The sequence below is a fragment of the Variovorax sp. WS11 genome (assembly GCF_010499245.1).
Taxonomy (GTDB): Bacteria; Pseudomonadota; Gammaproteobacteria; order Burkholderiales; family Burkholderiaceae_C; genus Variovorax.
On the sequence record NZ_JAAGOW010000001.1, the window covers coordinates 3,814,993 to 3,835,239 of the forward strand.

A 20,247-nucleotide genomic window follows, 5' to 3' on the forward strand; every position below is an offset into this window, starting at 1 on the left:
GGCGAAAGCGTCCAAGTGCTTGTTCGTGACCAAGTCCGTATGGAAGGGCGAAGGGCCTGTCGTTGGATGCACGCACCGCATGCCGGGCTTGGGGGTGTGCGAGGGTTGCGTGCACTTCGGAGGGCCGGTGCCCTCACCCCGGCCCTCTCCCAGAGGGAGAGGGAGTAAGACCGGCCTGCGCGAAGGGGGGCTGTGCCCGGAGCGGGAGCGTGTCCCTGCCTTGCTCCCTCTCCCTCTGGGAGAGGGCTGGGGTGAGGGCACCGGGCATACCGCACGCCTCCGCGCCCCTACGCGATTAAAGCCTCGGCATTCACTCCGCATCCGCCATTCGCACTCTGTTGGTCATGCGAACAGCCCCAAAATCTCAGCGCTCCGGCCCGTGCGCCAGCCGGTACTCCCCCGGCGCCACGCCCGTCCACTGCTTGAACGCCCGATGAAAGGTGCTCGCCTCCGAGAAGCCCACGCGGTTGGCGATCTCCAGCAGCGGCAGCGGCGTGTGCAGCAGGTACTCGATCGCCGCATCGCGCCGCAGCTCGTCCTTGATCTGCTGGAAGCCGCGGCCCTCGTCGCGCAGGCGCCGGCGCAGCGTCTGCGGCGTCACGGCGAGCGCCTCGCCGACTTCCTCCAGCGAGGGCAGCTCGCTGCCCAGCTGCTTGCGCAGCAGCCGGCGGATGCGCTCGGTGAGGCTGCTGGTGTCGCGGTACCGCACGATCAGGTTGGCGGGCGAGCCGGCCAGGAACTCGCGCAGGCTCTGCGGCGATTGCACGACCGGCAGCGCCAGCCAGCGCGCGTCGAACCACAGGCCGACGTGCGGCTGGCCGTAGCGGATCGGCACCTGGTAGACGCGCGAGGTGTCCGAGCTCATTTGCTCGGCCGTGTAGTCGACCTCCAGCAGCGGGATGCGGCGCGCCACCAGCCAGGACAAGGCGTTGAAAGCCAGCAGCATGAAGGCCTTCACCGCATAGTCCAGCTGCGCATCGGAAGCGCGCCGCAGCACGAACTGCAGGTGCGCGCGGCCCTGGCTCACGGTGAGGCGCGGCACGAAGTCGTGCAGCAGCAGGTGGTACCAGGCGAACCCGTCGCGCAGGGCCTCGCCGAGCGTGGCGCAGCGCACCAGCTGGCGCATGCACTGGCCGAAGCTGCCGGGCGGCAGCGGATGGCTCAGCAGGCCCCAGAGCTCGTCGCGCAGCTCGCGCCGCAGGGCGCGGATCAGCAGCGCGTACTGGCGCTGCGAAATGCGCGCCAGCGGCGACTCCAGCAGCGGGGGGGCGATGCCCGCCCGCGCCAGCAGCGGGGCCTCGTCGAGCCCGCGATGGCGCGCGCCCATCAGGATGCTGTGCACCTGCTGGATGGCAACGGTGTGGTGGGTGAGCGTCATCGATGGCGGCCGCCGCGGCCCGGCCGCCCGGATTGTAGGCAGCGCCCGCTCGGGCTCGGTCCGCCGCCGCGCCGCTGCAAGGCGGTACGCAGCGAAGGCCGCTTCACCCGATGGCGCCCGCGGCCCGCAGCGCGGCCACGGCGGGCGCGTCGAGTCCGGCCTGGCGCAGGATCTCGTCGGTGTGTTCCCCGGCGCGCGGCGCGGGCCGCGGCGCTGAAGGCTCGAAGCCGGTCATCTTGATGGGGCAACCGAGCTGCGGCGAGGCCGCATCGTCGGCCGCGATGCGCATGCCGCGCGCGCGAAAGTGCGGATGCGCCAGCGTCTCGTCGATGCGCAGCACCGGCGTGACGCAGCCGGCGCCGTCGCGGAACAGCTCGCGCCAATGCGCGAGCGGCTGTGCACCGAAGAGGGCGGCCAGCGCCGCGCGCACGCTTTCTTCGGTCGCCGCGTCGCCGCTGCGGTGCAGGGGAACGAGGTCGGGGCGCTCGAGCCTGCGGCACAGCGCCTCCCAGAACTTCGGCTCCAGCGCACCGACGGCCACCTGCCGCCCGTCGGCCGTGCGGTAGAAGCCGTAGCAGGCGAGCGCACCCGTCAGCGCGCTGTGGCCGATCTGCGGCACCTTTCCGTGCTGGTGCAGCCCGGCCAGCGGCAGCACCGCGTGGGCGAGCACGCCATCGGCCATGGCGATGTCGACGTGCCGTCCACGGCCGGTGCGCGCGGCGTCGAAGAGCGCGGCAAGAATGCCCGCCACCGCCGTCATGGTGCCGCCCAGCAGGTCGGCCACGGGCAGGTTCGACAGGGCGGGCCCTGCGGCGTTGCCGATCTGCTCGGCCACGCCGGCCAGCGCCGCGTAGTTGAGGTCGTGTCCCGGCGAGTCGCGCAGCGGCCCGGCCTGGCCGAAGCCGCTGATGCTGCAGTAGACGATGCGCGGGTTGACGGCCGCCACGGCCTCGTAGCCCACGCCCAGCCGCTGCATCACGCCGGGCCGGAAGCCTTCGACCAGCACGTCGGCTTGCCGGCACAGGCGCAGCAGCGTGGCCACGCCTTCGGGGTGCTTGAGGTCGATGCGGATCGCGCGCTTGTTGCGGTTGACGAGCGCGCGCACCGCGGGGCTGGCGTAGTCGCCGGCGCCGGTGTCCTCGATCTTGAGCACGTCGGCGCCGAGGTCGGCGAGGTGCATGGTGCCGAGCGGGCCCGGCAGCAGGCGGGTGAGGTCGAGCACGCGCACGCCGGCGAGCGGGGCGCCGGTGGGGGTGCTTTCTGCGGATTCAGGAGAAGAGGTCATGAGGCCTGCAATCTAGGCGGCGCACAGGACCGCGGCAATGGCGGCACCGGTCGCGGCGATTGGCGAAAAGCGTCACAGCCTCTCAGGCCGGCCCAAGCGGTCATGGCTTGCAACTTGCTTTGAACGGCTTTCCCACGCAGGCACGCATCATGAGTTCCACATTCATCAAGGCCGCCGAAGTCTGGTTGCCGAGCGAAGACGGCACGCTGCTCGAGTTCGGAGGCGGTGCGTTCGGGCCCGCGAGGCGATTCGCTGCCATCAGCCGCGAGATGTGCTTCGGCCGGGGCGAAGGCCTGCCGGGCCGGGCCTGGGACGAGGGCCGGCCGGTTCTTCTGCCCCGCTTCGAAGGCTCGAACTTTCGCCGCGTGTCCGCCGCGCGCGACGCCGGCCTGGCCTGCGCCGTCGCGCTGCCGCTTTTCGTGCATGACAGCCTCAGTTCGGTGCTCGTGATCTTCTGCGGGCCCGATGCCGTGGCCGATGCGGCCAGCGGTCTCGAGCTCTGGCACCACGACGCGCGCATCACCAGCGACATGCGCCTGGTCGATGGCGCCTTTTTCGGAGCGAACGCGCAAGCCTTCGAGTCGGCCTCGCGCGATACCTACCTGCCGCGCGGGGTCGGCCTGCCGGGCGCGGCCTGGCAGCGCGGCGAAGCGGTGTTCCTGGAGAACCTGCCGGCCGTGCCCGGGCGTTTCCTGCGCGCGCAGGAAGCGGCCGAGGCGGGCCTTCTGCGGGGCCTGGCCATCCCCGCAGGCTCGAAGCTGGAGGACAGCCATGTCCTGAGCTTTCTGGCCGATGCGAAGCTGCCGCTGGCTCGTCGCATCGAGCGCTGGGTGCCCGATGCGGCGGGGGCGCTGCTGCGGCGCGTCTACGCCTTCAGCGAGCTGCATGGCGGGGCCTCGCTGATCGAGGCGACGTTGCCGGCGTCGGCATCCGCTTCGGTGACGGCGGGATCGATCGTCGAGGCCTGGCGCAGCGCGATGCCGGCGATCAACGACTTTCCGGCGTCGGAGCCGGGCGCGCCCGCAGCCGCCGCGACGGCGATCGGGTCCTGGGCGCTGTTGGCAATACCGGTGGTGTGGGGGGATGAAGTGGTCGAGGTGGTGGCGCTGTATCTCTAGAGCTCACAGCGCCATCTCGATGATGGTGAAGTCGTCCTCGAGCACGCCGGGCCCGTGCATCTCCCGCGCGAAGTCCAGCAGCCTGTCGAGCTCGGACTGCCCGTCGCGCACCGGCTGCGCGAGCACCGCGGCGAAGTCGGAGAACGCCAGCATGGACCCGTCCGGCCGGGTGATCTCGTAGGTCCCGTCGCTGAACACGAACAGGCGGGCCGGCGATTGCAGGCTGCAGTGCTCGTCGCCATAGCGGGCGGTGGGCGAGATGCCGATGCTGGGGCCGCTGGCCTTCAAGGGCACGCAGTCCCCGGCGGCCTCGGGCGGCCCACTCACCAGCATGGCCGGCGGGTGGCCGGCCGAGGCATAGCGCAGGCTCCCGGTGGCCCGGTGATAGACGCCGTACCAGACGGTGCAGAACAGCTCGCCGTGGCGCTCCATCTGGTAGGCCTGGTTGAGCGCGGCGAGCACCTCCGCGGGCCGGCGGAAGTCGGTGCGCGGCAGGGCCTCCGAGCGCAGCGTGTCGGCGACCGCGACCGAGAGCAGGGCGGCGCCCACGCCGTGGCCGCAGACGTCGATCAGGTAGAGCGCGAAGTGCTCGTCGTCGATCCAGTGGTAGCCGAAGGAATCGCCGCCCAGCTCGGTCGAGGGCACGAAGCGCCAGTCGATGGCGAGGGGCTCCGACAGCGGCGCCGGCAGGATGGAGCGAACGTAGCGCTCGGCGTCGCGCAGCTCCTGCTGCAGGCGGTCGTGGGTGCGCTGCAGGGCTTCGCGCGACGCCGCGAGCTCGCTGTGGGCGCGCCTCAGTTCCTGGTTGGCCGCCTCGAGCTGCTCGATCAGCCGGGCCTCGCGCTGGCTGAGCAGGGTCATGTCGTAGGCCTTCTGCTGCACCCGCTGGGCCTCGTCGTGCTCCATCGTCACGTCGAGCAGGACGATCCAGACGGTGCTGCCATCGGCGAACAAATGCACGTCGGCGACCCGCCCGCTGGGCATCTCCATGGAACGCAGGAGGAAAGGGTTTTCTGCCAGCGGCAACAGGCCTTCAAGGAAGGAAATCCGGTCGCAGGCGGAATCGCCGGGCTGGACGTCGGCCAGGCCGTAGTGCGCCAGGTCGCCGCCGGCATGCACCAGCTTCTGCGCGTCGTCGACGGCCAGGTGCGCGAGCGCGTGCTGCCCATGGACCAGCAGCATGAGCGAGTCGGAAATCTGCGCCGGCAGGTCCAGCATGGCTATCGCGCGAGCAGCGCCGCCAGGTCCTCGAAGCTCGCCTCGACGCCCTCGCCGGTCTTGGCGCTGGTGCGGCGGAAGGTCCAGCCCGCACCCTCCAGCGCCTCCAGCCGCGGCGCCGGGAGGGCCCAATCCTCCACCAGGTCCGCCTTGTTGAGCAGGGCGAGGAAGGGGATGCTGCCGACCTCGGCGTTGACGCGCGTCTGGATCGACGCGGCGGTCTCGAGGGTTTCGGGGCGCGTGCCGTCCACCACCAGCAGGTAGCCGGCCGCGCCGCGCAGGTAGCTCAGCCGCACCGCCGACATCTCGTCCTCGCCGGCGATGTCCCACAGGATGAGCGCGAACGGCTCGGTGCCGACGGTCAGCATCTTCTTGTCGATCTTCACGCCGACCGTGGTGAGGTAGGCGTCCGAGAAGATGGTGTCGACGAAGCGGCGCACCAGGCTGGTCTTTCCGACGCCGAAGGCACCGAGCAGGCAGATCTTCTTTTGCAGCATGGGTTGGCAGGCCTCAATCGCTGGTGCCGACGACGAAGGACACGCGCCGGTTCATCGACAGCTCGTCCGCGCTGGCGCCGGGCCGCAGCGGCTCCAGCGGGCCGGCGCCGCGCACCGAGAGCAAGGTCGGGTCGATGCCGCGGGCCCGCAGCATGGAGCGCACGACCTCGGCGCGTCCCAGGCTCAAGGCCAGGTTGGCGGTGTCCTTGCCGGTCGCATCGGCGTGGCCGACGATCGTGACCTTGACGGAGAAGCCCAGGCCGCGGGCCACCCGCACCAGCTCGCGCAGCTCGGCCGCGATGGTGTCGAGCTCGATCCCCTGCTCGGCGGTGGGCCGCGGTGCGTTGTTCTCGAAGGGGATGACGTGGGCCTGGAGGGCATCGCGCAGGCGGTTGTAGTCCGGGTCCTGGATGTCCTTGAGGGCGCTGAGATCCACCTGCGGGGCGCCGGCGGGCAGGCTGTTCACGAAGGCCCGCGCCTTGTCCATCCAGTGCTGGGGGGCGCTGCCGTCGGCGCGAATGCCGTTCGCGTCCTGCGAGAGGCTGACGGTCGGGGGCGGATTCAGGGTCGCCTGCAGGCGCTTCAGCATGATGGCCGGATGCAGCGCCTGGTAGGGTTCCCAGCGGCCGACGACGCGCGATGGGTCCAGCTTCGCCGGCGCCAGCAAGGTTTCCGGCCGCGCGGCCAGCGGGTCGCGCAGCCCGGACACCCGCCACTTGCCGTCTTGGCGGTCGGCGCCCATCACGACGATGCCGGGCTCGTCTCGCAGCGCCGCCACGTAGTTGTCGACGCGCCGTTCCTCGACCAGCCGTTGCCCGAGCCAGTAGCCCAGCAACAGCAGCAGGACGAGGGGGACGGCCCAGAGCAGCGGCGACAGCCTTCCCCTGGACTCGGCCGACTGGGACCACAGCGTTGGCCGCAGCCGCTCCTGGCCGGTTTGCTCGAAGGGTGCGGTGTCGCCTTCGAATTCATCGAGCGCCGTGCGCCATTCGTCATGGATGGCGCCCAGCGTCTCCCCCAGTGACACGCGCAGCGCCGGGGGCGGGTTGCCGTGGATCACCGCCGCCAGAAAAGCCGACGGCCCTTCCTCGCACCACAGCAGCAGGTCGCCCAGGCGCAGGCTGTCGATGCTGCGGCCCTTGGCGCCGCCCTGGGCGGATTCGTCGAAGGAGTCGCGCACGAAATCCTGGATCGCGGAGAGCATGGCCGACACCAGCTGCGGGTCGCGCGAGGTCGCGTCGTCGGCGGCCTCGTGCGCCAGCAGCAGGCCCGTCTTGCGATGCACCAGGAACAGGTGCTCGACGCGGAACACGGCGGTGTGCTTGAGCACCACGTCGGCGAAGGCGCTGCCGCTGCGCCAGGCCTCCAGGCGCCACGTCATGCCGCGCCACGACAGGCTGTGCTTGAGCGCCTGGTTTAGCGACTGCAGCTTGCCTTCGAGCGTCTCGGCGATGGCCTTGCGGATCGCCGGCCCCATGACGGGGTACAGGATGTCGACCATGGTGTCCGGATTCTTCCGGATCGAGGCCTGGGTGGCCTTCTCGACCGTGGGGGCGATCACCTGGCCGAGGCGCTCGTCCTGCGCCGCCAGCTCGAAGGCGGCGGGCAGCACCGCGCCCACCGCGTCGGCGAACTCGCGCGGGTCGTCGAACTTGCGCTGCAGCCGCGCCAGCGCCACCTGCTCGCGTTCGAGCAGCACGTCGCGCAGCGCCTCCATGCGGGGATCGGCCGCCGGGCGGGTCGGCACCGGCAGCGGCAGGACCACGTCGGGGTTGACGCAGCGGGCCAGCTCCAGCAGCAGGCCGGCGAGCCGGCGGTTCGGATCTTCTTCGGGGGCACCGCTGGTCGCAGCCAGCGGCAGGCGCGCTGTCACGCGGCCTCCTCCGCCCTTGCGGCCCGCCGCGGGGGCGCGCGGGTCACTGAAGCACCTTCGCCTACGGCTGCGGTGCTGTTCGCCTTCGGAGCGGCCGTGCGGCTCACGCGCTCGCGCCGTTGCCGCCCTTGGGCGACGCGTCCTGGTTCAAGCATTTGGCGATCTCGACGAACAGTCCCGCGAGCAGGTTGCGATCGGTCTTGACGTTGCTGAGCTCGGCGAACATCCGCTCGATGGTGGCGCGGGTGTCGTCCTGGCGCCGCCGCATCTCGTCGCGCAGGCCCTGGACCTCATGGCCCAGGCTGTCGGTGAAGTCGCGCCCCTGGCGCGCGAGCTGGTCGGAGAGCTGGGCGAGGCGCTTTTCCAGCGCCTGGGTCTGCTCCCGCAGGCTGCGCTCCATGTCCTTGTCGGCGTCGGCGCGCAGGTCCTTTTCCTCGCGGAACTGGCCGGCGACCGATTCGAGCTGCTTCTTGATCGTCGCTTCGAGGTTGGTCAGGCTGCGGGAGGACTCCGATTCCATGTCGCGCATCCTTTGCGCGAAACGGTCTTCGAGGACCGAGAAGCGCTTGTCGTAGTCCTGCATCTGGTTGCCGAACAGCAACTCGCGCATCTTGTCGACCCCCGAGGCGCCCGAGGCATCGCCCGTGCCATTGGGGCCGTTGGGCTGGGTGGCCAGGGCCGCGCGCGCGGCCATTGCGCTCTGCGTGTCGATGGTGGGGAGGGGTTTGGCTGCGGTTCCCATGGTGTGTTTCCTCGTAGTGGTGCTTTGTGGAAGTGGCGCCGGGGGGGACGGCGCCCGCGGGATGGCTGGTGTGGCGGGCCTTCGCTCAGGGCGGCGCCGTCGGCCGGAAAAGAAGCGTCAGGCGATTGCGGCCGTCTTCGCGGCGGTAGTGCATGCCGTCGGAGAAGCGGCGAACGATGGGGATGCCCCAGCCGCCCACGTGCGCATCGTCGAGGCTGCTCGCATGCATCGGTTGCGGGGCCTGCAGCGGGTCGAAGGGGCTTCCCTCGTCCTCGACCACCAGGGCCACGGCCTCGCCCTGCCACCCGAGGCGCAGGAGGATGCTGGCGTGCGCAGCCGCGTCGCTGCTGCCGTGGGTCATGATGTTGGTCAGCGCCTCGGTCGAGCACAAGTCGAGCTGCTGTGTGGTGCGGGCCGGAAGCCGCTGGCGCTGCGCCCAGTCCTGCACCCACGCGCTCACGCGCGAAAGCTCGCACAGCTCGGAACCGACGATCAGGGAGGCCTGGGGCTCCCTGTCGCTGGAGGACATCAGGGCCTCACTCGGCTCCCGCCTTCAGCGCGCTGAAGGCGGTATCGACGTCGGGGTAGAGCGGGATGATCGTGTCGATTCCCGCAACCTTGAGCACATCCGCCACCAGCGGCTGCGGGCCCGCCAAGGCCATCTCGCCGCCGCGCTGCCGCTGGGCTCTCGCGTTGGTGATCAGGGCGCGAATGCCGATGGACGCCAGGAACGACACCTCGGACATGTCGACCACGGCGAGAAGCTTCCGGGTCGCGACCAGCGCGGCGAAGCGCATGTCGATCTCTTGTGTGCCGGCGCTGTCCAGGCGCCCGATCAGGCTGATTTTCTCGATGCCCTCAGCCAGTTGCTCCGTCCTTAGCTCCATGCCACCTCCGTATTGGATGTATCGATGAGCGTTGAACCGGCAGTCGCCCCCCGGCGCCAGGATCGCTGCACCCGCGCGGTTCTCTGGGCTGGAGCGCGGGATGGTGAGCGTCCTGCGATCGACAAGCAGGAACTTTTGTAGGATACGCGCAAAGGACGGTGGCGTCGATAAGCGTGACTGCGCGGTACACGCTCCCTCCTTCGCGCAGACCGGTCTTGCTCCCTCTCCCTTTGCGAGGCCCGCGGGGGCGGGCGCAGGCGGCCTGGTTCCCCTTCAGGATGCCGCCCGGCGCCCGTGCTCGCCACCGTTCTGGCCACTCGGCAGTGGAGCCTGTTCTGCCGCACGGCGCGTTCTGCAGGGCATCCACCGAGCCGAAGCCGCTGCGGCTCGCGATCCGGTCCTGCGTCCAGCGCGTGCGCCGCAGCAGCTGCGCGGCAGCGGCCACCCGGGTCTGCTCGACGAAGCGCGCCGGGGTACAGCCGGCCTGGGCGGCGAAGGCGCGGCCGAAGTTGCGCGGGCTCATCTGCACGCGAGCCGCCAGCACCTCGACCGACAGCTCCTCCTGCGGATGCGTGCCGATCCAGGCCACCAGCTCGCGCAGGCGATGGCTGGCCGAGGCCTGGGCCTGCAGGGTCGGGCTCAGCTGCGGCTCCCCCGCGCCGCGCAGCATCGGCAGCGCCAGCGTGCGGGCGATCTCCATCGCCACCGCATGGCCCAGGTCGTCCTCGACCAGCGCGAGCGCGAGCTCGATGCCGGTGGTGACGCCGGCCGAGGTCCACACCGGGCCATCGTGCACGTAGATGCGCTCGTGCCGCACGCGCACCTGCGGCCGCAGCGCCTGCAGCTGGTCGCAGGCGCGCCAGTGCGTGGTGGCCTCGCGGCCGTCGAGCAGGCCGGCCGCGGCGAGTGCGAAGGCCCCGGTACACACGCTCGCGATGCGGCGGACCTGCGGCGCGACCTGGGCGAGCCAGGCCCCGATGCGCTGCTCGACGATCGCCGCCCGCACCCCCGGCTCGTCGCCGCCGGCGACGATCAGCGTGTCGATCGCGGCGGGCAGCTGCTGCAGCGTGCAGGTGCCGGCAAAGCTCAGCCCGCCGTTGGTCGATACGGTGCCGCCGGCCGGCGATGCGATGTGCAGGCGGTAGCTGCCGGGACGCATCTGCTCGGCCTTGCTGAAGACGCTGGCCGGGCCGGCGACGTCGATCGCCTCGACGCCGTCGAAGGCGACCAGCACGATGTCGCTGGCAGAAAGCGCGGCTTCTTCGTCCTTGCGGGGCAGGGTGGGCATTCGTAGGCTCAGGACATCGCGGTTACGGAGGGGCGGCCATGTCGAAGTGGGTGCGGGCGCTGATCGGGGCAAGTATTGCAGCGTTGGGGCTGGCAGGCTGCGGGGCGGGCGCGCCGCAGCCGCCGGCGCAGGATGATGCGGCCAGGGTCGCGCGCGAGAAGCAGGCCTTTATCGAGGCCTTGAAGCCGCGCGGGGCGGGCCGGCCGGTGGTCGCGATCCTCGCCCTGAACGAGGGCACCGAGATGACCGACCTGCTGCTGCCGCACGCGGTGCTCCAGCGTGCCGGCGTGGCCGAGGTGCGGGTCGTGGCGCCGCGGGCGGGCCGGGTGAGCCTGTATCCCGCGCTGGAAGTCGATGGCGCGCAGGACCTGGCCGGCTTCGACCGGATGCATCCCGCGGGCGCCGACTACGTGATCGTCCCAGCGATGAGAACCGACGACGACCCCGCCGTGACGGGCTGGCTGCAGCGCCAGGCGCGGCTGGGCGCGCGCGTGATCGGCGTGTGCTCGGGGGTGCGGGTGGTCGGCCAGGCCGGCCTGCTCGACGGCCGGCGTTTCACGGGCCACTGGTACGACCGCGGCACGCTGCTTCGGCGTCACCCGGACGCCACCTACGTGCCGAACCAGCGCTATGCGATCGACCGCGGCGTCGCCACCACCACGGGCGTTACCGCCTCGGTGCCGACGCTGCTCGCGCTGGTGGAGGCGATGGGCGGCCGGACGAGGGCCCAGAGCGTCGCGGCCGAGCTCGGCGTGTCTTCGTGGGGTCCGGAGCACGACAGCGCCTCCTTCCACCTCGATGCCCGCCGGGCCTGGACCTACGTGCTCGACAAGGCCATGTTCTGGCGCGTCGAGCGCCGGCACGCCGAGGTGCAGGACGGCATGGACGACATCGCCCTCGCGCTGGCCGCGGATGCCTGGTCGCGCACGGGGCGCGTGAACGTGGAGGCGGCGTCGGCATCGGGCCCGGTGAGGCTGAAGAGCGGGCTGGTGCTGGTCGCGCAGCCCTCGGCCGACGGGTCGCCGCGGCTGCCGCTTTCGCCGGGGCTGAAGCCGGTGCAGCAGCTGGATCGCACGCTGTGCGAGATCGCCGAGCGCTATGGCGACGCGCGGCGGGACCGGGTGATGCTGGAGATGGAGTACCCGGGGACGGGTACTGGCTGCGCGGGCTGAGCATCGGTCTTGGCCAGCTCTGCGGGTCCACTGCGCGCAAATATTGCGCGACAAAAAACGAGTATTTGATAGCTCCTGGCTCGGCTACAGTCCGCGCCACATCAAGAAGCCAGGGGCCCCATGAAGAAGAAAAATCCCGCTGCATCGCCAGCGCACGCATCGAGATCGCGCGTATCGATGCCAGCCGATCGCCGTGTATCGATCCGGATTCCGTTCCGCACAGTCTTCGCCGCTTGCCTGTGCGCCGCCACGCTCGCCGGCCTTCCCGCTTATGCCGGCTCCGTGAGCTTCACGTATGACGCCCTGGGCCGACTTGCCAGCACCGTCTACAGCAACGGTGCCTCCGCCACCACGATCACCTACAGCTACGACCCCGCGGGCAATCGCACCTCGGTGGTGATCACCTCGCCGTAGCGTCAGCGCGCCGTTGCAGGTCCGGCCCGGGAGGGCAGGGCTGCTCGTTTTCTTTTCCATCAAAACACTGGGGGAGTTCCCATGTCCAAGCTCGCGCGCGCCTGCGCCGTTGTCGTGGCCGTTGCCACATCGCTTGCAGGCGGCATCGCTGCTGCGCAGATTCAGAGCGGTGCGGCTCGCAAGGCGGCACCGCCGTCCGTCGCCCTCGGCGTTGCCAGTGCCAATGCCAAGCCCAACATCAGCCAGCGTTCGTCCACCAATGCCACCGCGGGATGGGGCAGCTCATTGAACTTCGCGAGCGGCCAACCCGCCCTGCGCTACCTGCCGGACGATCTGCCCACGGCGAAGGACCCTGTACGGCGAGAGGCCGTCAAGGACGGTGCCAAGGAGTCCGGAGTCTCCACCCGCAGCGCCACTGCACCCGGCGCTGCCGGCGCCGGCGAGTTCGCCCCCGCCCCCGGCGTCCTGCGCGCCAACATGCCCCCGGTCACCTTCGCCGACGCCCAGCGCGTGCTGAAGGCCAGGGTGCTTCCGGCCAATGTCAATCAAGGCGTCACCGCGGCCCCCAAGACCAACAAGACCTCGACCTCGGCATCCACCACGACATCGGTCATGAAGATCTCCGGCGATGGCAACGCCTTGGGCCCCGCCTCCATCGCCGAGCTCGGCCGGTCGCTGCGCCACCACCCCGACCTCATCTACCAGTACGTTCGCAACACCATCGAGTACTACCCTGTCTTCGGATCGCAAAAAGGAGCGCTCGGCGCCGTCCTCGACAACCAAGCCACCGCCCACGACCAAGCCACCTTGATGGTCGAGCTCCTGCGCGCCTCCGGCGTCGAGGCCACCCGCTACTTCGTGAGCAGCGAGCCACTCGACGAACTCCTGTGCATCTGGGCCAGCCACCGAATTCCCGGCCGCTTCGCGATCGTCCACACCCACCCGGCTGACCTGAAGGCGCTGCTGTCGCGGCTCGAAGCGTGATGGCGGGCGCCCGATCGCCGAAGTCGCCAGGTAACGTCAGCGCAGCATCGCCGACATCGCCGAACAGCAGTTGAGCATGCGCACCGCCGCTTCCACCGAGGCCGCGGCGAAGCGGAGCTCGGTCGGTGTGCTGCGCTCGAAGGCTGGCCACTGGCAGAACAGGTCGGCCAGCGCGGGCGTCTGGGTGTGCAGGGTGACGGCCAAGGGCTTCTCCAGCACCAGCGGGCGGGCCTTCCCATGCTCGGCCAGGCCCGCGGCCACGCCTTCGCGGATCGCCGCGCAGGACCGGGCCGGCGACAGCGAGACCCCGCTGGTCTGGCCCGTGGCGCGCTTGGTCTGAACGAAGGTCGCGTGCGGGAACAGCGCCCGGTTCTCTGCGATGAAGACGTCGTCGCCGCTCGCCATCAGCACCGGCACGCCGTATTCGCCGGCCAGCGCGCCGTAGAGGCCGGCCTCGCCCAGGGCCTGGCCGCCGATCTCGATGCCGGCGAAGGCGAAGCTGTTGATGGTGTGGGCCAGGATGCCCGCGCCGCCAGCGCGCGAGTGGTAGCCGACCATGCACACGCCGTCCACGCCGAGCTCCACGCCCGCCACCATGCTCAGGGTGCGCGGCTTGCCCTGGATCACCTGGGCGCGCGCGTCGAGCAGGTCCGGTGGCATGTTGCGGAAGTCGCCGTGCGAGTCGTTGACCCAGACCTCGGTGGCGCCGCCGTCGAAGGCGCCCGCGATGGCGGCGTTGGCCTCCTCGGTCATCAGCCGGCGCGCGCGCTCGTACTCGGAATTGCCGGCGCGCACTTGCTGGGAATGAAAGACGCCGGCCACGCCTTCGATGTCGACGGAGATCAGGATCTTCATGGGTGCGTGTCGTGCAGGTCGTTGGGTGGCGCGAAGGCATCGGCAGGCCAGTCGCGCAGCAGTTCGGTGAGGGCCGGGCGCACGTGGCCGTCGCGCCCGGTGATGGACTCGGCCCGCCACAGCGCATGCAGGATGGCCTGCTCCACGCTGTCGGCCGCGGCCTGGAACAGGCCGTCGAGCAGCGCGTCGTGCAACAGCGCGACCGCCGGCATCGGCTGCTCGCGCCGCTGCGGCAGCGTGTAGGCGGTGGAGAAGGCCAGCGCGATGTCGCCGCTGCCGTGGCCGAAGACCGAGCCGGTGCGCGCCAGGCCGGCGCCCGCGCGCAGCGCAAGGCGGCGCAGCTGGCGCGCGTCCAGCGGCGCGTCGGTGGCGATCAGCATGATGATCGAGCCCTTCTCAGGTTCGGCCGCCGGCGCCGCACCGGCCAGCTGGGTCGCCAGTCGCGCGCCGACCGCGCGGCCGGCGATCACCAGGTTGGGCAGCAGGCCGTAGTTGGCGAGCACCAGCGCGCCCACCGTGTGCAGCCCGGCGCCCGGTGCCGACACGCGCCGCGAGGCCGTGCCGATGCCGCCCTTGAGCGCGAAGCTGGACATGCCGCGCCCTGCGCCGACCGAGCCCTGCGCCACCGCTTCGCCGGCCGCGGCCCAGGCCTCGAGGTAGTGGTGCCCGCGAACGGCCATGCGCTGCATGTCGTTGAGAAAGCCGTCGTTGCACTCGAAGACCAGCGGGTTGACGCTGGGCAGGCTGCGCCCGCATTCGGGGTTCATCGCGATGCAGTCGCGGATCTGCGCTTCGGCCATGGCCGGCACCGAGAAGGTGTTGGTCAGCGCGATCGGCGTTTCGAGCACGCCGAGTTCCTCGACCTGCACCAGCCCCACGCTCTTGCCGAAGCCGTTGAGCACCGCGACGCCCGCCGGCACCCGCTGTTGGAAGGGGTCGCCCGCATGCGGGCACACCACCGTCACCCCCGTCTGGACCTCGCCCTCGTCGAGCGTGCAATGCCCGACCGTGACGCCGGCCACGTCGGTGATGGCGTCGCGCTTGCCCGAGGGCAAGGCGCCGATGTGCGGCACGACTGGAACCAGCATCACCGCACCCGGGGTTCGACGATGAGCCTCATACCCGGTCGATCTTGGGGTCGAGCGCGTCCCGCAGCCCATCCCCGAGCAAATTGAAGGCCAGCACCGTGAAGAAGATCGCCAGCGACGGGAACAGCGCCACGTGCGGCGCGTTGACCATGTCCGCGCGCGCTTCGTTGAGCATCGCGCCCCATTCGGGCATCGGCGGCTGCGCGCCCATGCCGAGGAAGCTGAGGCTGGCCGCCGTGATGATCGAAGTGCCCAGGCGCATCGTGAAGTACACGACGATGGAGGAGATGGTGCCTGGCAGGATGTGCCGCAGCAGGATGGTGCGGTCGCTCGCGCCGATGCTGCGCGTGGCCTCGATGTAGGTGAGGTTCTTCAGCGCCAGCGTGTTGCCGCGCACCAGCCGTGCGAAGGCCGGCACGCTGAAGACCGAGACCGCCACCACCACGTTGGTCATGCTGCTGCCGAGGATGGCCACCACGCCCAGCGCCAGCAGGATGCCGGGGAAAGCGAAGAGCACGTCGGAGATGCGCATCACGATGCGGTCCCACCAGCCGCCGTAGTAGCCGGCCAGCAGGCCCAGCACGGTGCCGATGATGGCGCCCAGCACCACCGACAGGAAGCCGGTGGCCAGCGAGATGCGCGCGCCCATCAGGATGCGGCTGAAGATGTCGCGGCCCAGCGGATCGACGCCGAACCAGTGGGCGGCCGAGGGGCCGGTGTTGAGCTTGTCGTAGTCGAAGAAATTCTCGGCGTCGTAGGGCACGATCCAGGGTGCGAGGATGGCGATGACCACCAGCAGCAGCACGAAGACGCCGGCGCCCATCGCGACGTGCTGCATGCGGAACTTGCGCCAGAACTCGGTCCACGGCGTGCGCACGCGCGAGGAGGCGGCGATCGCGGCGACCGGCTGCTCGGCCACGGCGGGGATGGGTTCAGCGGGAGGGGTGCTCATCGCCTGCTCACTTGTAGCGGATGGTGGGGTTGATGAAGCCGTAGAGCACGTCCACCACCAGGTTGATCAGGATGAACTCCAGCGAGAAGAGCAGCACCAGCGTCTGGATGATCGGGTAGTCGCGCATGTCGACCGCGTCCACCAGCAGGCGCCCGAGGCCGGGCCAATTGAACACCGCCTCGACCACGATCGAGCCGCCCAGCAGGAAGCCGAACTGCAGGCCCATCATCGTGACCACCGGGATCAGCGCGTTGCGCAGGCAGTGCTTGAGCACCACCCATTTCTCCGACACGCCCTTGGCGCGCGCGGTGCGCACGAAATCCTCCTGGATCACCTCGACGAAGGAGGCGCGGGTGAAGCGCGCCATCACCGCTGCCACCGCGGCGCCCAGCGTGATCGAGGGCAGGATGTAGTGGCGCCACGAGTCGGCGCCCACCGTGGGCAGCCAGCCGAGCTGCACCGAGAAGATCTGCATCAGCAGCATGCCCAGCGCGAAGGCCGGGAAGGAGATGCCCGAGACCGCCAGCGTCATGCCGACCCGGTCGGGCCACTGGTTGCGATACACCGCCGACGTGATCCCGATCGCCATGCCGAAGACCACCGCCCAGGCCATGCTGGTGAGGGTGAGCAGCAGCGTGGGCATGAAGCGCTCGGCGATCTCGGTGGAGACCGGCCGCTTGGAGCGCAGCGAGCGGCCGAAGTCGCCCTGCAGCATGTTGGTGAAGAAGTTCAGGAACTGCTGCGGCAACGGCTTGTCGAGGCCGAGGTCCGCGCGCACCAGCGCCACCGTCTCGGGGCTGGCGTCCGGTCCGGCCGCCAGCCGCGCCGGGTCGCCGGGCAGCATGTGGACGAACAGGAACACCAGCACCGCCACGATGAGCAGTGTCGGGAGCAGGCCCAGCAGGCGCTTTAGAACATACTGGGTCATGGACTGGCCGTGTGCAGGATCACTTCAGTTCAACGTCGTCGAAGTTGAAGCTGCCGTCCGGGATCACGTAGAAGCCCGCGAGGTTGCGCGCACGCACCGACAGCAGCTGCTCGGTGACCAGGAAAGCCCAGGGCGCGTCCTTCCAGATGCGCTGCTGCGCGTCGGCGTAGATCTTGGCCTTGGCGGCGGGATCGGTGGTCACCAGCGCCTTCTTGATGTCGGCGTCGACTTCGTCGTTCTTGTAGTAGGCGGTGTTGAAGAGCTTGGGCGGGAAGGACTCGGAGGCCAGCAGCGGACGCATCGCCCAGTCGGCCTCGCCGGTCGACGAGGACCAGCCCACGTAGTACATGCGCACCGGGGCGGTGGCCGGGTCTTGTGCGCTCTCGACGCGTTCGACGCGCTGGCCGGCCTCGAGCGCCAGCACCTGCACCTTGACGCCGACCTGCGCCAGCTGCTGCTGCACGAACTGGATCACCTTCTGCGCGGTCGTATAGTTGTAGGCCGACCAGAGCGTGCTCTCGAAGCCGTTCGGGTAGCCGGCCTCCTTCAGCAGCTCGCGCGCCTTGGCCGGGTTGTAGGGCCAGGGGCCGAGCTTGGCCGCACCCTCGATGCCCTTGGGCAGCACGCCCTCGGCCGGAATGGCGTAGCCCGAGAACGCCACCTTGACCAGCGCCTCCTTGTTGATCGCATAGTTGATCGCCTCGCGCACCTTCGGGTTGTCGAAGGGCTTCTGCTGCGTGTTCATCGAGATGTAGCGATGAATGATCGAGGGCGAGGTGTTCACCTCGAGGCTGGGCTTGCCCTGCAGCGTTGCGGCCGCTTCGGGCGGCATCGGGAAGGCGAAGTGCGCCTCGTTGGTCTGCATCATCGCGGCGCGCGTGTTGTTGTCGACCACCGGGCGGAAGGTGATCGTGTCGACCTTCGGATAGCCCTTCTTCCAGTAGCCGTCGAACTTGGCGACCTTCAGGTAGTCGGTGGCCTTCCACTCGACGAACTTGAAGGGGCCGGTGCCCACGGGGTTCTGCGCGATGCCCTTGCTGCCGTACTTGGTCAAGGCGGCCGGCGAGATGATCACGCCCGAGGGGTGCGCAAGCGTGTTGATGAAGGGCGAGAAGGGTTCGCTGAGCGTGAAGCGCACCGTGGTCGCGTCGACCGCCTCGGTCTTGGCGATGTTCTTGTAGAGGTTGTAGCGCTTGAGCTTGTTGTCCGGATTGGTCACGCGGTCGAAGGTCGCCTTCACCGCCTCGGCATTGAAGGGCGTGCCGTCGTGGAACTGCACGCCGGTGCGCAGCTTGACGGTGTAGACCAGCCCGTCCTTGCTGACGGTGTGGCCGGTGGCCAGCACCGGCACCATCTTCATGTCCTTGTCGAAGCCGTACAGGCCCTGGTAGAAGGACTTGGCAACCGCCTGCGAGAGCGTGTCGTTGGCGTCGTAGGGATCGGTGGTGGTGAAATTGGATTGCACGGCCACGACCACGTCCTTGGCGGCCTGTGCCGACATGGCGAGGCCGGCCAGCGCGAGGGCGGCTGCGATTCGGGTAAGACGCTTGTTCATGCGAAGACTCCTTTGACGTCGCTGGGTGGGAAAGAAAAAATCAGAAGGCGCCGGCGATCGGATGCCGCGCCACGAAATGGCCCGGGCCGACCTCGACCAGCGGCGCCACCGTGGGCTGGTAGTCCACGGGATGCACCGGGCTCGGCACCTCGCCCTGCAGCAGCGGGCGCTTCTGCGTGCGCCGCGCCGGGTCGGCCACCGGCACCGCGGCCATCAGCCGCTTCGTGTAGGCATGCTGCGGGTTCTCGAAGATGGCGCGCCGCGGGCCGATCTCGACGATCTGGCCCAGGAACATCACGGCCACGCGGTGGCTGATGCGCTCCACCACCGCCATGTCGTGCGAGATGAAGAGGAAGGCCACGCCCAGCTCGCGCTGCAGGTCGAGCATGAGGTTGACGATCTGGGCCTGGATCGACACGTCCAGCGCCGAGACCGACTCGTCGGCCACCACCACCTTGGGGTCGAGCGCCAGCGCGCGGGCGATCGCGATGCGCTGGCGCTGGCCGCCGGAGAACTCGTGCGGGTAGCGCTGCGCGTAGTCGGCCGGCAGGCCCACTTTTTCGAGCAGCCAGCGCACCCGCGCCTGCGCCGCGGCGCCGCTGGCGACGCGGTGCACCAAGAGCGGCTCCATGATCGAGAAGCCCACGGTGAGGCGCGGGTCCAGCGAGGCGAAGGGGTCCTGGAAGATGAACTGGATGTCGCGCCGCAGCGCCTGCAGCTCGCCCTGCGGCAGCGCCAGCACATTGCGGCCCTTGAACTCGATCTCGCCGCCCTGGCTGTCGACCAGGCGCAGCAGCGAGCGGCCGGTGGTCGACTTGCCGCAGCCCGACTCGCCCACCAGCGCCAGCGTCTCGCCGGCATGCAGGTCGAAGCTGATGCCTTCCACCGCATGCACCCGGCGCGTGACGCGGCCGAACAGGCCGCTCTTGAGGTCGAAGCGCGTCACCAGGTCCTTCACGCGCAGGATCGGCGGGGCGTCGCGGCGCACCGTGTCCTGCGGGCTGCGGTCGCTCACGCTGACGCCGGCCGCGTCGACCTGCAGCAGCTCGAAGCGCGCCGGCAGCTCGGTGCCGCGCATCGCGCCCAGCTGCGGCACGGCGGAGAGCAGGGCGCGCGTGTAGGGGTGCTGCGGGGCCGCGAACACCTGCTCCGACGGGCCGGCCTCGGCCTTGTCGCCGCGGTACATCACGAGCACGCGGTCGGCCACCTCGGCCACCACGCCCATGTCGTGGGTGATGAAGACCACGCCCATGTGCATCTCGGACTGCAGCTCGCGGATCAGCTGCAGGATCTGGGCCTGGATGGTGACGTCGAGCGCGGTGGTGGGCTCGTCGGCGATCAGCAGAGAAGGCCGGCAGGACAGCGCCATCGCGATCATCACGCGCTGGCGCATGCCGCCGGAGAGCTGGTGCGGGTAGCGCTGCAGCACGCTGCGCGCCTCGGGAATGCGCACCAGCTCCAGCATGCGCAGCGCCTCGGCGCGCGCGGCAGCGCGGTCCTTGGCCTGGTGGATGGCGATGGCCTCCGCGATCTGGTCGCCGGCGGTGAACACCGGGTTGAGCGAGGTCATCGGCTCCTGGAAGATCATCGCGATGTCGGCGCCGCGAATGCCGCGCATCGTGGCGTCCGATGCCTTCGCCAGGTCGAGCACGCGGCCGTCACGGCGCTTGAAGACCATGCGGCCGTCGAGGATGCGGCCGCCGCCGTATTCGACCAGCCGCATCAGCGCGAGCGAGGTGACGGACTTGCCCGAACCCGACTCGCCCACGATGGCCAGCGTTTCGCCGCGCTCGACGTGGAAGCTCAGTTTGCGCACCGCGTCGACGGTGCGCTCGGAAGTCGCGAAGCGCACGGTAAGGCCATCGACCTCGAGCACGCGCTGCTCGGACAGCTGCAAGGCAGCGCCGGCAGAAGAGGGCAGAGTGACAGCGCTCATAAGGCAAGCTCCGTGCATGCGCGCTGCAGCGATGCGGACTTGCTCCCTCTCCCTCTGGGAGAGGGCTGGGGTGAGGG

At 70.1% G+C, this 20,247-nt stretch carries 19 protein-coding genes; 4 read left to right on the forward strand and 15 right to left on the reverse strand.

The features are described 5' to 3' along the window. Positions 1-364: 364 nt before the first annotated feature. Both GXN78_RS18715 and GXN78_RS18720 read right to left on the reverse strand, forming a co-directional pair. Positions 365-1,378, reverse strand: coding sequence for an AraC family transcriptional regulator (locus GXN78_RS18715; RefSeq protein WP_106554802.1), 1,014 nt, complete (start codon positions 1,376-1,378; stop codon positions 365-367). Between the two features lie 103 nt (positions 1,379-1,481). Beyond that, the gene (locus tag GXN78_RS18720) at positions 1,482-2,663 is read right to left on the reverse strand and encodes a CaiB/BaiF CoA-transferase family protein (RefSeq protein ID WP_106554801.1); all 1,182 of its coding nucleotides are present in this window, start codon (positions 2,661-2,663) and stop codon (positions 1,482-1,484) included. A 149-nt stretch (positions 2,664-2,812) separates the two neighbouring features. Between GXN78_RS18720 and GXN78_RS18725 the strand changes: the two genes are divergently transcribed. Beyond that, positions 2,813-3,781, forward strand: coding sequence for a GAF domain-containing protein (locus tag GXN78_RS18725; RefSeq protein ID WP_146162977.1), 969 nt, complete (start codon positions 2,813-2,815; stop codon positions 3,779-3,781). 3 nt (positions 3,782-3,784) lie between these two features. On the opposite strand, the gene GXN78_RS18730 is transcribed toward GXN78_RS18725, so the two are convergent. The 7 genes from GXN78_RS18730 to GXN78_RS18760 form a co-directional block, all read right to left on the reverse strand. Then, the gene (locus GXN78_RS18730; RefSeq protein ID WP_106554799.1) at positions 3,785-4,999 is read right to left on the reverse strand and encodes a SpoIIE family protein phosphatase; all 1,215 of its coding nucleotides are present in this window, start codon (positions 4,997-4,999) and stop codon (positions 3,785-3,787) included. Between the two features lie 2 nt (positions 5,000-5,001). Next, positions 5,002-5,496 carry a Rab family GTPase gene (locus tag GXN78_RS18735; protein ID WP_106554798.1) on the reverse strand — a complete coding sequence of 165 codons (495 nt, stop codon included), beginning with the start codon at positions 5,494-5,496 and terminating at the stop codon, positions 5,002-5,004. Positions 5,497-5,509: 13 nt separating this feature from the next. After that, complete coding sequence (locus GXN78_RS18740) at positions 5,510-7,369, reverse strand: OmpA family protein (RefSeq protein WP_106554797.1); 1,860 nt, start codon at positions 7,367-7,369, stop codon at positions 5,510-5,512. Positions 7,370-7,472: 103 nt separating this feature from the next. Next, on the reverse strand, positions 7,473-8,111 hold the full coding sequence (locus GXN78_RS18745; protein ID WP_204162235.1) for a hypothetical protein: 639 nt from the start codon (positions 8,109-8,111) through the stop codon (positions 7,473-7,475). An 85-nt stretch (positions 8,112-8,196) separates the two neighbouring features. Next, positions 8,197-8,640 carry an ATP-binding protein gene (locus GXN78_RS18750; RefSeq protein ID WP_106554796.1) on the reverse strand — a complete coding sequence of 148 codons (444 nt, stop codon included), beginning with the start codon at positions 8,638-8,640 and terminating at the stop codon, positions 8,197-8,199. 7 nt (positions 8,641-8,647) lie between these two features. Further along, a complete protein-coding gene (locus GXN78_RS18755) occupies positions 8,648-8,998 on the reverse strand; it encodes an STAS domain-containing protein (RefSeq protein ID WP_164255539.1) in 351 nt (116 codons plus the stop codon). Continuing rightward, positions 8,970-10,286 (reverse strand): AraC family transcriptional regulator, encoded by a 1,317-nt coding sequence (locus GXN78_RS18760; RefSeq protein ID WP_239142766.1) that lies wholly within the window; start codon positions 10,284-10,286, stop codon positions 8,970-8,972. Before GXN78_RS18760 ends, GXN78_RS18755 begins: the two co-directional genes overlap by 29 nt. Positions 10,287-10,324: 38 nt before the next feature. On the opposite strand from GXN78_RS18760, the gene GXN78_RS18765 reads away from it, so the two are divergent. From GXN78_RS18765 to GXN78_RS41310, 3 genes are all read left to right on the forward strand, one after another. Further along, positions 10,325-11,458 carry a DJ-1/PfpI family protein gene (locus GXN78_RS18765; protein ID WP_106554793.1) on the forward strand — a complete coding sequence of 378 codons (1,134 nt, stop codon included), beginning with the start codon at positions 10,325-10,327 and terminating at the stop codon, positions 11,456-11,458. 120 nt (positions 11,459-11,578) lie between these two features. After that, positions 11,579-11,872, forward strand: a complete 294-nt coding sequence (locus GXN78_RS18770) for an RHS repeat domain-containing protein (protein WP_204162236.1) — start codon at positions 11,579-11,581, stop codon at positions 11,870-11,872. Between the two features lie 81 nt (positions 11,873-11,953). Then, on the forward strand, positions 11,954-12,856 hold the full coding sequence (locus GXN78_RS41310) for a transglutaminase-like domain-containing protein (protein ID WP_239142767.1): 903 nt from the start codon (positions 11,954-11,956) through the stop codon (positions 12,854-12,856). A 36-nt stretch (positions 12,857-12,892) separates the two neighbouring features. On the opposite strand, the gene GXN78_RS18780 is transcribed toward GXN78_RS41310, so the two are convergent. Genes GXN78_RS18780 through GXN78_RS41955 form a run of 6 tightly spaced genes read right to left on the reverse strand, consistent with a single transcriptional unit; the run spans position 12,893 to position 20,170 of the window. Further along, positions 12,893-13,711, reverse strand: a complete 819-nt coding sequence (locus GXN78_RS18780; RefSeq protein WP_106554791.1) for a M55 family metallopeptidase — start codon at positions 13,709-13,711, stop codon at positions 12,893-12,895. Continuing rightward, positions 13,708-14,799, reverse strand: coding sequence for a P1 family peptidase (locus tag GXN78_RS18785; protein WP_106554790.1), 1,092 nt, complete (start codon positions 14,797-14,799; stop codon positions 13,708-13,710). Before GXN78_RS18785 ends, GXN78_RS18780 begins: the two co-directional genes overlap by 4 nt. 28 nt (positions 14,800-14,827) lie before the next feature. Beyond that, positions 14,828-15,751 (reverse strand): glutathione ABC transporter permease GsiD, encoded by a 924-nt coding sequence (gsiD, locus tag GXN78_RS18790; protein WP_106554789.1) that lies wholly within the window; start codon positions 15,749-15,751, stop codon positions 14,828-14,830. A gap of 7 nt (positions 15,752-15,758) precedes the next feature. Then, the gene (gene gsiC / locus GXN78_RS18795; RefSeq protein ID WP_106554788.1) at positions 15,759-16,679 is read right to left on the reverse strand and encodes a glutathione ABC transporter permease GsiC; all 921 of its coding nucleotides are present in this window, start codon (positions 16,677-16,679) and stop codon (positions 15,759-15,761) included. A 19-nt stretch (positions 16,680-16,698) separates the two neighbouring features. Continuing rightward, on the reverse strand, positions 16,699-18,234 hold the full coding sequence (gene gsiB / locus GXN78_RS18800; protein ID WP_106554787.1) for a glutathione ABC transporter substrate-binding protein GsiB: 1,536 nt from the start codon (positions 18,232-18,234) through the stop codon (positions 16,699-16,701). Positions 18,235-18,274: 40 nt separating this feature from the next. Beyond that, on the reverse strand, positions 18,275-20,170 hold the full coding sequence (locus GXN78_RS41955; RefSeq protein ID WP_106554786.1) for a dipeptide ABC transporter ATP-binding protein: 1,896 nt from the start codon (positions 20,168-20,170) through the stop codon (positions 18,275-18,277). Positions 20,171-20,247: the final 77 nt, after the last annotated feature.